This is a genomic window from Parashewanella hymeniacidonis, assembly GCF_016900895.1.
Taxonomy (GTDB): Bacteria; Pseudomonadota; Gammaproteobacteria; order Enterobacterales; family Shewanellaceae; genus Parashewanella; species Parashewanella hymeniacidonis.
The window spans coordinates 1-12,570 of record NZ_JAFEUN010000008.1; the positions used below are offsets into that span (position 1 = coordinate 1).

Annotated in this window: 14 protein-coding genes and 2 pseudogenes; 6 read left to right on the forward strand and 10 right to left on the reverse strand. The window is 37.7% G+C overall.

Annotated elements, in window-relative coordinates:
* The 3 genes from JQC92_RS02910 to JQC92_RS02920 form a co-directional block, all read right to left on the reverse strand.
* The coding region (locus tag JQC92_RS02910; RefSeq protein WP_276315772.1) for an IS4/Tn5 family transposase DNA-binding protein at nucleotides 1–409 on the reverse strand (409 nt) is incomplete at its 3' end.
* 37 nt (nucleotides 410–446) lie between these two features.
* Complete coding sequence (locus JQC92_RS02915; protein ID WP_204998241.1) at nucleotides 447–812, reverse strand: hypothetical protein; 366 nt, start codon at nucleotides 810–812, stop codon at nucleotides 447–449.
* Nucleotides 813–992: 180 nt separating this feature from the next.
* Nucleotides 993–1,181 (reverse strand): LexA family transcriptional regulator, encoded by a 189-nt coding sequence (locus tag JQC92_RS02920; RefSeq protein ID WP_239480305.1) that lies wholly within the window; start codon nucleotides 1,179–1,181, stop codon nucleotides 993–995.
* 43 nt (nucleotides 1,182–1,224) lie between these two features.
* Between JQC92_RS02920 and JQC92_RS02925 the strand changes: the two are divergent.
* Nucleotides 1,225–2,346 (forward strand): annotated as a pseudogene (locus JQC92_RS02925) (IS630 family transposase).
* A gap of 98 nt (nucleotides 2,347–2,444) precedes the next feature.
* Here the strand turns inward: JQC92_RS02925 and JQC92_RS02930 are convergent.
* The 3 genes and pseudogenes from JQC92_RS02930 to JQC92_RS02940 form a co-directional block, all read right to left on the reverse strand.
* Nucleotides 2,445–2,990 (reverse strand): hypothetical protein, encoded by a 546-nt coding sequence (locus JQC92_RS02930; RefSeq protein WP_204998242.1) that lies wholly within the window; start codon nucleotides 2,988–2,990, stop codon nucleotides 2,445–2,447.
* A gap of 112 nt (nucleotides 2,991–3,102) precedes the next feature.
* Nucleotides 3,103–3,453 (reverse strand): DUF3147 family protein, encoded by a 351-nt coding sequence (locus tag JQC92_RS02935; protein ID WP_204998243.1) that lies wholly within the window; start codon nucleotides 3,451–3,453, stop codon nucleotides 3,103–3,105.
* Nucleotides 3,454–3,529: 76 nt separating this feature from the next.
* Nucleotides 3,530–3,631 (reverse strand): annotated as a pseudogene (locus JQC92_RS02940) (DUF3192 domain-containing protein); the annotation flags it as partial.
* Nucleotides 3,632–3,651: 20 nt separating this feature from the next.
* On the opposite strand from JQC92_RS02940, the gene JQC92_RS02945 reads away from it, so the two are divergent.
* The 4 genes from JQC92_RS02945 (at nucleotide 3,652) to JQC92_RS02960 (ending at nucleotide 8,491) form a co-directional block, all read left to right on the forward strand.
* Nucleotides 3,652–5,223 carry a recombinase family protein gene (locus JQC92_RS02945; protein WP_204998244.1) on the forward strand — a complete coding sequence of 524 codons (1,572 nt, stop codon included), beginning with the start codon at nucleotides 3,652–3,654 and terminating at the stop codon, nucleotides 5,221–5,223.
* Nucleotides 5,224–6,411: 1,188 nt separating this feature from the next.
* A complete protein-coding gene (locus JQC92_RS02950; protein ID WP_204998245.1) occupies nucleotides 6,412–6,636 on the forward strand; it encodes a hypothetical protein in 225 nt (74 codons plus the stop codon).
* Nucleotides 6,599–7,576, forward strand: a complete 978-nt coding sequence (locus JQC92_RS02955; RefSeq protein WP_204998246.1) for a hypothetical protein — start codon at nucleotides 6,599–6,601, stop codon at nucleotides 7,574–7,576. The genes JQC92_RS02950 and JQC92_RS02955 overlap by 38 nt, the downstream gene beginning before the upstream one ends.
* 3 nt (nucleotides 7,577–7,579) lie before the next feature.
* Nucleotides 7,580–8,491, forward strand: a complete 912-nt coding sequence (locus tag JQC92_RS02960) for a GIY-YIG nuclease family protein (RefSeq protein WP_204998247.1) — start codon at nucleotides 7,580–7,582, stop codon at nucleotides 8,489–8,491.
* Nucleotides 8,492–8,688: 197 nt separating this feature from the next.
* On the opposite strand, the gene JQC92_RS02965 is transcribed toward JQC92_RS02960, so the two are convergent.
* Nucleotides 8,689–9,249: a recombinase family protein gene (locus tag JQC92_RS02965; RefSeq protein ID WP_204998248.1), complete on the reverse strand. Its 561-nt coding sequence runs from the start codon at nucleotides 9,247–9,249 to the stop codon at nucleotides 8,689–8,691.
* A 497-nt stretch (nucleotides 9,250–9,746) separates the two neighbouring features.
* On the opposite strand from JQC92_RS02965, the gene JQC92_RS02970 reads away from it, so the two are divergent.
* Entirely contained in the window at nucleotides 9,747–9,893 is a 147-nt protein-coding gene (locus tag JQC92_RS02970) for a hypothetical protein (protein WP_204998249.1), read from the forward strand.
* A 56-nt stretch (nucleotides 9,894–9,949) separates the two neighbouring features.
* On the opposite strand, the gene JQC92_RS02975 is transcribed toward JQC92_RS02970, so the two are convergent.
* The 3 genes from JQC92_RS02975 to ppnN all read right to left on the reverse strand — a co-directional run bounded on the left by JQC92_RS02975 (nucleotide 9,950) and on the right by ppnN (nucleotide 12,523).
* Nucleotides 9,950–10,255 (reverse strand): DUF3192 domain-containing protein, encoded by a 306-nt coding sequence (locus JQC92_RS02975; RefSeq protein ID WP_204998250.1) that lies wholly within the window; start codon nucleotides 10,253–10,255, stop codon nucleotides 9,950–9,952.
* A gap of 96 nt (nucleotides 10,256–10,351) precedes the next feature.
* The gene (gene xni / locus JQC92_RS02980) at nucleotides 10,352–11,125 is read right to left on the reverse strand and encodes a flap endonuclease Xni (RefSeq protein WP_204998251.1); all 774 of its coding nucleotides are present in this window, start codon (nucleotides 11,123–11,125) and stop codon (nucleotides 10,352–10,354) included.
* Between the two features lie 42 nt (nucleotides 11,126–11,167).
* Nucleotides 11,168–12,523, reverse strand: a complete 1,356-nt coding sequence (gene ppnN, locus JQC92_RS02985) for a nucleotide 5'-monophosphate nucleosidase PpnN (protein ID WP_204998252.1) — start codon at nucleotides 12,521–12,523, stop codon at nucleotides 11,168–11,170.
* Nucleotides 12,524–12,570: the final 47 nt, after the last annotated feature.

The following is a 12,570-nucleotide window of genomic DNA, read 5'->3' on the forward strand; positions in this document are numbered from 1 at the left end:
TAGTTTTTGTTGTATAACTGTCTAGTAATAGCGTTGAATGAACCCACCAACCACGGGCTTTATCTTTTACGCTTCCAAGTTTTCCTAACTCTGAGGCGACTTGGTGCTTATAGCTTAATGAGGTCGTGTCATCTACGGCTAGGATTTCTGAATAGGACTGGGCTTGTTCAGCGGTATAATCAAATCCTGAGCAGCGGATAGTTTCTGGGGCAACCTTGTCATTACGTATCAAACGATAAGCTCCTTCTTGTTTTGCTTCATCCCCCTGACATGATAAAGCGATTGATTTTCCGCTACAACGAGCCATATCTGCCGCTGTCTCGACTAACCGTTGAGTTCTTCGTTCATCACCTGTTTTTGCGTTTTCAAAGTGATTTTTTGACCATAGATCTTGGTTGAAAATTGACATGATGCGTTGCCTTATCTAGTGTAATTTACTGATCAGATCAACGAAACGATAATAAGTTCAATTTCCATAATATTTGTGTAGAAGAGTCAGGCGTAGCCGTATAAGATTTTAAGTCAGTTTCTTTTTTCGGTTGTGTTTCCGATTTTGGTTTCGATTCATTCTTAATAGTGTCCTCGAAAAACTTGTTAATGTCAGCTTTTTCAGTACCCCCCAGCTTTACAAACCTTGATGAGCCATCAACATGTCTTAATTCATAAACGTTATCATCAGCTTTCAAGTAAAGCTTTACTATCGCAAATTTACCTACAGCTGCCGATGGTTCTATTCCTGCAGCATTGCACGTTGGAAAGTATGAAGAAGCAGCAAGATCTCTTAAAGAAATTGATGCGCTGGAAGCAGCCATAGTATTAAGCCTCAGTATTGAGTTATGGCCTAAGTATAATTTTCAATCATTCGCTAATACAGTAATCTAGTACCCAAACACAATGAAGATGATCGATTGAACTCACACTAAATCTGGTATTAATTCAGTTGGAACAAGCACTGAAATACTTCGTGCAGTTTTCACTTTCTTTTTGATTAATCATTTATTCTCCAGTGTTTTTATCATTTGATTAACCGTTGGTGGAGTAACACCAAAATAATCTTGAAAATCAGTATGTGCAGGTGGAATTTTATTTAATTTCATGTACATTTTTATGAACGCTAAATACTGACCTTGTTTCTTAGTAAATGGCATTTTTTCTGATACGGGGATCGACTTATTTCTCATTTTGTGATCAATTATGGTGATTGTTAACTATCACCATAATGCCATGAACATCAAATATTTAGTAGAGCTTTCAAATGAAGGAAAAACGTTACTCGTCGACTTGATTGCTAAAGGAAAAACATCGGCTAGAAAATTGAAACGAGCCAACATCTTGTTAATGTCGAACAATAGAATGAGCCAAGATAAAGAAATAGCCTCAGCGCTTAATGTTGGTACAGCAACCATTTATAGAACAAAGAAACGGTTTGTTGAAGAAGGTCTTGACGCTGCCTTGAATGATGGGGCTCGAAGCGGAATGCCTCGGTGTTTAGATGGCAACCAAGAAGCCTTGCTAATTGCCTTAGCTTGCAGCAAACCACCTGAAGGACTTTGCCGATGGACGCTAAGTTTAATCACAGAAAAATTTGTAGCCTTAACTGAAATCGATGACGTTTCAACAGAAACCGTACGAAGACGTTTTAAAGAAAACGACTTAAAGCCATAGCAGAAGAAAATGTGGTGTGTCGGCAATATGAATGCAAATTATATCGCACAGATGGAACACATTTTAGATGTTTATGCTCGGCCTGAAGATTCAGCTGAGCCAGTGGTTAATTTTGATGAAGCGATGAAGCAATTGGTTTCAGATGTTGCGCCGCCATCCCCTGTGAAATCAAGTCAACCCGCTAGAATTGACTATGAATACAAGCGGGTTAGTGTGGCTAATATTTTTATGTTTTTCGACCGTCACAGAGGCTGGAGAAAAGCCAAAGCCACACAGAGTAAGACAGCGGTAGATTTCGCTCAGTGCATGAAAGAACTTGTAGATGAACACTATCCAGACGCACATAAAGTCCATGTAGTAATGGATAATTACACGACACATACGGCAGGCTCTTTGTATAAAGCATTTAAGCCCGAAGAGGCATTAAGGATCTTAAATAAACTTGAATTTCATTACACACCTAAACATGCCAGTTGGCTCAATATGGTTGAAATAGAAATCGGTAATATGAATCAACAATGCTTAGATCGTCGAATTGAAAGTTGGGAAATGCTGCATGCTCAATTATCTGCTTGGGAAGAGCGAAGAAACGATGCTCAGGCAAGCATAAACTGGATGTTTAATGTTGACGGCGCACGTGAAAAATTCACAAAAGCTTATGCGAACCTCAATCAATCATAACTTTTGTGTCGAGGTACTAGAAGTTCTTTCACCGAGTCGATAGTGCATTATATTATTGTAGGAGAAATCGAAATTAAGGAGCGTTAGCTCCTTAATTTTTAATTATCACTAAGCGCTGGGTTGGCGTAATTATTCTCGACAGGCTGCCCTTTAGTTGCGATGGTCACGTTTAAGGTTTCAGCTTTCGTTGATGCTTGAATTTTATAAGTCGTAAACCCTGGTTCTAAACTTGTTATGCCTGAAAAAAAACCAGAAGCTAATTCAGTTTGGAATAGATCTAATTTGGGAGTAACTTTTAAGTTTGGCGTAATTTGAGTATCTCCACACGAGGTTAATCCATCTTTACAACCTTGGGATTTAAATGAGGTGGCTTCGATGTGTAATCTATCCCCTCCTTTAAATGACTCTTTAGTAAAAGGCAAAGAAAATTGGTAGGTTTTACCATTATTGCCATCAAGCCGAAGGCATGAGTTAACAGGGATAATGTATGGTTGATCTGACGTGCCCGAACCTTTTAACCCTTTGAAGTCTTGTGCTTTAACGCAGTTGATTTTTACTGTTGAATCATCAGCCAAAGCTGGTAGAGAAAAAAGTGCTATCATCAGGGAGAATAGCGCTTTTTTATTGGAAGTCGTACGTAACATGAGTCAAATTCCTCTGTTAAAGTAACCAATTGAGTATAGCTATTGAAAGTTGTTTTGCAATTGCAATTAACAGGTTATTTATTGTGATTTGATCATAGTTATAACTGGATATTTACAGCAAATTTATCCCGAATAACTTTACAAATACAGCAAACCCAAAATAACAAACGATAGAAATTAAAGCACAAAAACCGAGTGTTACCCAAAAGCTAAATCTGGCGTGTAAAAACGGAAATGCTAAAAACATGGGGAGGGTAGGGACAACGTACCAAAAGGTGTACCAAGCATGGTTATTAAGTTTTTCTGTGCTCTGGCCTTCTACGTACATCCAGATTAAGGCCAAAATCGTTACCATAGGTAAGGCTGCAAGCAATGCGCCTAATCGATCACTTCTTTTAGCAACTTCGGAAATTGCAACGACCACGGCAGCCGTCAATAGGTATTTTGTGATCATCCAGTACATATTATATCGAATATTGAAAATTAGATATTCAATATAACATGCAGTGATAACCAATAAGCTTAACAGAGTACAACAATTATAACGTTACCTCAGAATCAAGATATTGTTGGTAAGTGTCTTCACCCCATGCAACTAATTTGTCGTTAATGAAAAGCAAAGGCGTGCATTCATCTTTTGATGGTTTCACAATAGAACTCCATGTACAATACGACTTTATTTCAATTTCAGATTAAACTCAAAATGAAGAAAGCATACTTGTACAACAGGGTCTCCAAGCTTCAACAAGCTACAGACGGTCAAGGACTCACACGACAGACTGAACTTGCAATGAATTTCCTGAAACAATTTCCAGAATACACTTTAGCGGACACAATAACAGATAGTGGTAAAAGTGGTTTCTATGGTAAGAACTTAACGGGTGATGGTGGCTTAGGTCAATTTATAGCTTCGGTGAAAGATGGGTCTATAGCTCCTGATTCCTTATTAGTGATTGAAGCTCCAGACAGATTAAGTAGACTTCCAACACGTCAAGCAAGAAAACTTATAACTACATTACTAGAACTAAAAATTAATATTGCAATTGTCAAGTACAATTTGATAGTCAAACACGATGAAGAAAACGACTTGAGCAGTGACATACTTCTGACAGTAGCACTCAATTTAGCTTACAGAGAAAGCCTTCAAAAGTCAGAACGTATTCGAGATAACATGAAACTCAAAAGGGACTCTCTTTCAAATGGTGACAAATTTACAACACAGTCTCCATTTTGGTTGACATTTGATAAAAGGTCTAATTCCTTCCCTCTTAAAAAAGATGCTGCAACTTTAATAGAACGCATATTCACAATGAAAGCTGGTGGACTCGGATTTGAAACTATAGCAAAAACACTAAACTCAGAGGGTATTATTAACATTAGCGGGAGAAGTAAATTCTGGAATAAAACAGGTATTAAAAACTTAATTACTCAGCGCAAAGTCTTAGGTGATTTTCAGCCACACACAACACAAATGAAAGATGGTAAACGCATAAATGTTCCAGTCGGTGATGTCATTCCAAGCTACTTTCCAACGGTCATTTCAGAAACATTATGGCAGTCTGCAAACAGTACAATTAGAAGGGCGACAGGTGGAAACACTGGAAACTATAGAAACTTGCTACGTGGTTTACTAAAATGTCCAGAATGTGGTGATACATTGGTTTTAAAGTCTAAGAATGCTAGTTCCAAAGTATACTTAACTTGCAATGGTAAAAAGTTCAACAAAGGTTGTTCACGTCCAAACACACATTATGCTCCACTTGAAGAATCGGTGATAAAAGCTCTTTCACATTTGACACTTCCAACGGTCGATAACACAACAGAAATTCAGTCAAAAGAGTACGAACTCCAACAGTTGTTCCTTCAACGTGACAACATGGTGACAGCAATTAGTACAGCGTCTGACAGCTCCATATTAACGATATTAACAAACAAGTTGGAAAGTATTCAAACTTCGATTAAAGTCTCTGAGAATGCTCTACAAACGCTTTTAGACACAGATTCAATTAATGGGGTCACTCTCGAACTTTCAGATGATGATAGAGCTAATTTCAACACTACTTTAAAAAGATACGTTGAATACATTAAGCCAACTTCCGAAGACTATGTTATAAAATTTAAGAATCGTGATTGGACTTGCAAAGTAAACATTTCTGACAGTGATATAAACTTAGAAGAGATGATGAAAGATTCCGAAGGACATAATTTAGAATTCGAATTCGAAACAAAGTAAGAAAAAGAAGTTTTTCTAAAATGTAAATTCTGATTGTTAATTTTGAAAGAGTCTAGACGGGGCTTTCGGAAAAGAATTTCTCAAATGAATTGTGAAACAAAAGGGTAGCATTTTTTGAAGTAAAAGTCAAAATTATTTTAAGTTTGCTACTCCTCTCCTTTTGCTGGTGATTCTTCATAAAACTTTTATTTGAACACAGCTACGCTATTTAAGAAGTTCTCACAGCTCCGTAGCGACGCTTTAAGGGCAGTCCTAATGTAATGGTAGTCTAGAGGCCTCTAAAACTCTCTCACGGCTCTCTCAGTGCCTCTCCTTAATTCTCCTTAATTTGTCACACATACTTCTTATGTAATTATTGAAGGAATTAAGGACTGTTCTAAAAGTCTGGCACTCCTCAACATACACTCTCTATAAAAGGGTGGCATTTTCCAACTTTCAATAACTTAGCTACTCCTCTCCTTTCTCCTATATTTTTGATAATTCTTTTATTGGAACACGCTAATGAGGTTTAGGAACACGCTAATGAGGCTTAGGAACACGGTAACGAGGTTTAGGGACACGCTAAATTGCGAGGTGATGCGCTGGACGCCTTGCCAAAACTGGGTTCTTCATTTTAGGAACACGCATAACACGCTCTATTTCAGTGTTAATAATTTACTCTAAAAGTCTACTACTTCTCTTCCTCCTCCTTGTTTTATTGTAAATATTCAGACAGGGGGGGGTGATTTCTGGATTCTTCAATAGTTCCAATAGCTTAACTGAAAAACACGTCAGAATTAACAATAAATTTTACTGTAAAACAGCATATTTAACTATAGATTTACTATAAGTTTACTATAAATAACTATGAAGCTTTATATAAGCAGTCGATTATGCTTTCATAATATAATACTCTGGAATTTATAAAACTTCATTATATTATACTTTACTTCTCGTTTTATATGTGTTAATTGACTTTGACTAAATGCTCTAAATATGAGATAATATTTGCAGATGTTGAGAAAAACTTCACTGTCTCTCTGATGGTGATTCACACTTCAAGCAGTTCCAACACTTAAACATAAAACACTATGTTGCACAATTCAATTCATGAGACTTTCCAATTCTCTGTAAGCCTTGTCATGTCTACGTTACAGCCATTTTTAGGTGAGACAAATTAGTGAGTTTTTCAGAGAAACTGGAAAGCCCTTGAAAGCATTTGCAAACATTCCGAAACAAACAGGAGATAACGATATGATGAAAACCAAGATTCCTCAAAGGTTAGCTGACAAATTAGCTCTAGCAGCCGATAAAGAAGGATGTTCCATAACTCATTTAGTGAACAAACTTCTAGATAAACAAATGGATACTTTCAGTCGAACAGGAGAACTGAACTATGAGAAAAACGAAACTAACAAAAGGTTCTTCAAATAAGAGTCGTAAAAGATGTAAAACATGTCGCAAGAATATTCCTAAAACTTCAAAAGGGAAATATTGCAGTGATGAATGTAGGAAAGGTTCTAAAGCTACTAAAGCTCATGTATGCACAGGTGTTATGGATTTTTCTTGCACTGAGGTTCTAACGTATAAGAATGGAGAACTTACTCCAAGTAAAACAGTCAAGAATGATGGTGATAGATGTCTCACTTGTAAAACGCTTCATAACAGGTTCAACAGGTTCTTCACTTCACGTTACGGACTCGCCATAGTCAGAGAAATTAAAAGGGCTGGACACTTGGATGTGATTCCAACTTTGGAAGATTTCGAACACTACATTCATTTGATGAAATTGCAAGGTCAAGCGAACGCTGTTAGTGGTGGAATGTCCAAACGGAATTTTCACATTAGCCATAAGATAGCGGTGAACGATACTTCCAAAATGGGTCTTCTCAATAAAGATAATTTGGTGTTAGCTCCAGCGGAATTAAATTTGCACTATGGCAACAAGTCAATATTTCAAGGTGACAATTTCGGTTTATTTCTAATTCGCAACAAACTACTTCCAACTAAAATTGATAAGTCCACTAGCACACAATTTATAAAAGACTTGCTATATAAACGCTTCGGACATGAGCTGGTGGTCAAGTGTTATGAGTGGGATTTTCCGAGATATAAGAAAAATACTAACACCGACTTTTCAAAGGATGGTCTGGAATGGTCAGAAGTTGCAGCAGAACAAGCAAGTGATTCAGATATTCCATTCTTAAAACAAGATTCACACTATGGACTAATTCGCCAAGGGATGGCTTTTAAGTGGTTCGATATGCAGCTCAAAGGTTTTGATGCACATAACTTTTATGGTGATGCAGACACTCCAACGCTACTTAAACAAGCAAGACAAAACATAAACTTTCTATTCAAAATGGAGAAATGAGAAATGACAATTAAAACGAAAACATACGAACGTAAAGACTTGAACGGTACTAAATTCAAAGTGGTGATTCAGGAGCCACCAGCAGCACTACACAGCGATAACTTGAAAACTTTATACAAAGGTGTTCTTGTAAATGGTCTTCTAATGACGTGCTATACATGGACAGGAAAACGATGGAAACAAAACACTCCAACGGGTTCTAATTATTTAAGGTTTCCAATAGTTGTGAAGCGTACTCTAAAGAACTCTCCTCATAATTCGGCAAAGGTTATTTTCAAGGTTCTAACAGGTGATGATGCTCAAGAGGTTACTGGTGGTACTTATGGTTATAAAGGTTTTTATTCAGCTTCGATAACGCAAGAACAGAAAGACAAAAGGTACTTACAAAAGTATGGCGGTGTTTACGTGCTTTCTTCTAATGTTCCATTTGGTGATTATGGTTGTAGCATAAATTACATTGGTTCTAGCTACGACATTGAAGGAAGGTTCAAGCAGCATAAGCAAAAGCTCGATAAGAACAAACATTCTAATGATATGCTTCAAGACAGGTTCAACGAACACGACAACTTTAAAAGCAACTTCTTAGTACATGTTCCAAAGTTAACTAACGATGATGGTGATTGCACTCTGGTTAAGCTGGTGGAGCGTATATTCGAAGATACATACATTCGATATTCGATGTCCGATTTAGGTAATGATTTCTTCCTAACTGAGAACGGTCAAAGATTTAAAACTGCTTCACTTTCTGCAAACAAACGAACAGAAGTAACTTTGTCTCACGATTCACAATTAGCACTTTTGAAAGATTACGCAGACAGATTAAAAAGTACACATGGTCACGATTTTAAAGGCTCCATTGATAGATGGTCTTCACTTCAAAAACGAATTGACTTTGCAACAACTTCCAAAACATAAACACTATGTTGCACATTGACTTTCATGAGAAATGTAAATTCTCTGTAAACCTTACTACGTCTACGTTACAGCCATTTTAGGGTGAGACAAAATACTCAGAACTAGGTGCAAAGATGGTGATAAACTTGTGTGGATATTCCAAAATGAGAAGAAGGAGCGATAGTCCGAAAAGACAGCTCCATTCCTCAAGTAAATTCCTACTTCTTTTCGAAACGATAGTATTGTGTGCGACTTAAGCCAACAGTTTTCAGTGCTTTTGTAACAGACATTGCTTTAGACTCCACAATTCTTTTCACGTCCTCATACTTGGCAATGGTTTCAGGTGATGCTTTTCTTCCAACATACTTTCCAGCAGCCTTCGCCGTAGCAATTCCGATTTTCTGCTTTTCTAACATTTCTGTACGCTGCATTTCTGCAATACTCGCCATAGTAGTTAAAATTAACTTTCCAGTTGGTGACGTAATGTCCACACTGTCAAGAGTCTTGATAACAACACTAACTCCTTTCTTCTGTAACATTTCCACTAGCTGCAACACTTCTAATGTATTCCTTCCAAGTCTCGATACGTCATAAGCGATGATAGTGTCTCCACTGATAACACGTTCCAACAACTTGTTAAGCTCAGGACGGTCTAGGGTCTTGCCACTAAACTTGTCTTCGAATACGTGATTAAAGTCTGGGTATGACTTCTTCAACACTTCTGTTTGCTGTTCTGCATTCTGTTCAACTGTACTAACTCGGCTATAGATATATTTCATGTGATTCTCTCCTGTTTGGGTGATTGTTTCTTTTCAACAGGGGTCATTGTGTACTATTCCTTTTAAGTTGTCAATAGGTTTAAAAGGAACAGTTTAAGCATATTCCTAAGTTGTTCCTATAGGGAGTGCTCAAAAGGTACATGTTCACACATGCTATAGGGATTTTAAATTCTCTACGGTTTTATAGATGGGTAGGTATAAATGCCTTGATGCTCCGGCACATATTCCTGAAAATTCCAAATTGTTAAAGAGCGTTCATTGAGTGATTGAATGATGGAATAGATGATACATAGATTCACTTCGGATGTCTAGACGTCTATACGGATTTTATACTCAGACATAATGATGTGATAAAACATTCATAACTGCTGGTGGGGAAAATTAGGTGATGAACACTATTTATGCTCTCCTACGTGAATACTTTGAAAGTTTGTGGGGATTTTCTCACAGAATTTAAATTTCAGAGGTGGTTCTTTCATTATGGTGGGAATTTCTCAATGAAAGATACGGATTTTATTCTCAAACAGAATGATGTGATAAAAACATTAATAGTTGCTGGTGGGGGAAATTATGAAACTGATAAAGTTTCAGGTGAATTTCTTATAGTTTCGGTGATTGAATACTTTTCATGCTCTCCTACGTGAATTCTGTAAAAGTTTGTGGGGATTTTCTCACAGAATTTAAATTTCAGAGGTAGTTCTTAGGTATTTACAACTTTTGTTGTTTTTCCATCACCCTTTTTATGGTGAGTACGGTAAAACAACACCAATAAGTTTTTTTCACCAGACGTTTTCGCTTCACTAAAGTCTGCACCACCTAAAGATTGCCTTACAGAGTCTATTGATTGCCCTAAATTTAATAGGGTCAGGCTTTGTTGATTGTGAGATTGTCTATCTTCCCAATCCATATCTTCTAATGTTGGTTCATGAAAAAACATCGTAATGCCAACAAACATTAAATATGAAATAAAAACGAAACCAATCACAACAGGGGCTTTAGAGTTCATCTTTCGATGTGTCCTTTTACGAAAGCAGATAAAATAATATTTTAAATGCAGATTCACATTCGGACAACAATATAACAAATTTAGTTACAACTAAGATCAGTTTTTACTGGTTGGATCAGTCAATCTAAACTGATTTAAACTTACTTTTAGAGGCATGTCTGTTTTTAATTGAGCGAGTTTATAGCTCAGTCTTGCCATTTCTTTTCCTGCTTCCAGTTTTTGAGCTTGTTTCTCACCCAGTTGTTCAAGAGAACCATAGATGTTTTTCACTGAGCGGAAGGTACCGAGGAGTTGGGCTGCTGATTTAGGGCCAATACCGGGAACTCCCGGGATTCTGTTGCCACTAGAGCCTGCCAGTGACCAATACTCTAGAAACTGTTCTCTTTCGACACCGAGTTTTTGTTCATAGGCTTCGATGTCAAAAAAGTGCTTTCCGAAGTGATCCCATTGAGACACCATTGGGTGATTGAGTTGACTGTAGCCATTATCTGTTGAAACGATAATAGCTTGGCCGTTTTTAGAGGCAAGCTTCATGGCCAGAGTCGCAACAACATCATCGGCCTCAGAGTCAGCATCAATATGTTGCCACTTTCTGTCGGATAACTGTTGCTTAAGTTTATCAAGCCCCTTTTGAAGAGACTCAGGCATCGGTTTTCTACCCTTTTTATAGTCTTCATAAAGGGCTTTACGCCAAGAGTCTCCATCTCCATCCCATACTAAAACCATGTGGGTTGGTGCATGGAATTTTATCAATTTATTAATGGCTGATGAGATACGAAGTTCAAGAGCATCCATATCACTTTCGTCAGGCTGAGTTGCATGCATTCTTCTAACAAGATTCAGCGCATCAATAATTATTAAACGGTTCACTCTCTCTTTCCCTACCTTAAACTCGTAATACCAATTTCGCTTTTACGAGTGTGTTACGTTATAGCAAGGAACGTATTCGCTCCCCGGTAGTTTCATTCTTTGCTGAGCCACAAATGCTGAAAGTAGATTATCCATCATTTCCATTAACTTAGCATCACCATTAATTTCAAAAGGACCATGCTTTTTAATCAACTGGATCGTTTCACCTTTCACATTACCTGCAACCACAGCTGAAAATGCTCTTCTAAGATTTGCAGCCAGTTCTGGTTTATCCATATCAAATTCAAGTTTCAATTGTTTGACATTTTCATGATCGGGCACAAAAGGGTGTTGGAATGGAGAGTCGATTTTTAGAGACCAAGCATACTGATAGGAGTCGCCTACGGTGCGACGAAAAGCTTTACTGTCTTCCATATTCTTCGACATATAACGAGCAACTTGTTGAGGATCATCAATAATAATTTGATACTTGTCTTGGGCTTCTTTACCTAGAGTTTGACCAATAAATTTGTCGATTTCTTCAAAGTAATTAGCTGCTTCTTTAGGGCCTGTCAGTACAACAGGAATGTGATATTCGGCATTATCAGGGTTAAGTAAAATGCCTAACAAATAAAGGAGCTCTTCAGCTGTGCCTGCACCGCCAGGAAAAATGACAATGCCGTGTCCAATGCGTACAAAAGCTTCGAGTCGTTTTTCAATATCCGGCAAAATGACTAATTCGTTTACGATTTGGTTAGGTGGTTCTGCGGCAATGATGCTCGGCTCAGTTAAACCAATGTAGCGTGCATTTTTAATACGTTGTTTCGCATGCCCAATGGTTGCCCCTTTCATTGGTCCTTTCATCGCACCGGGGCCACAGCCTGTACAAATGTCTAGCTTTCTCAGCCCCATTCGATAGCCGACTTCTTTTGTATAAAGATATTCATTTTGACGAATACTGTGACCACCCCAACAGACCACGATATTTGGCGTCGCTGATTTTAGTAACTTCGCATTTCGAAGAATGTCGAAAACAACGTTAGTAATATGAGTGGAGTTATTAAGATCTAGATTTTTTAGGCTGTCATATTTATTACTGAGATAAACGATATCTCTAAGAACTGTAAACAGTAGCTCTTGTGTCCCTGCAATAATTTCGCCGTCAACGAAAGCTTGTTCTGGGGGATTTACAAGCTCTAACTTTACTCCTCTGGCTCGCTGAGCAACATGGATTTCGAAATCTTGATGTCCAGAAAATAAATCTTCATCACAGTCTGATTGAACTCCAGCACAAAGCACGGCAAGCGAACAACGACGGAATAATTGATATAACTCACTTGAAGCGCGTTTTTGTAGGCGTTGGACTTCAATTTGAGAAAGTTGCTCCATGCTACCGCGTGGACTAACAAATACATTCATATGTACCTCCCACTGTAAACTTGAAAGACCGTGACATATAAAAGATA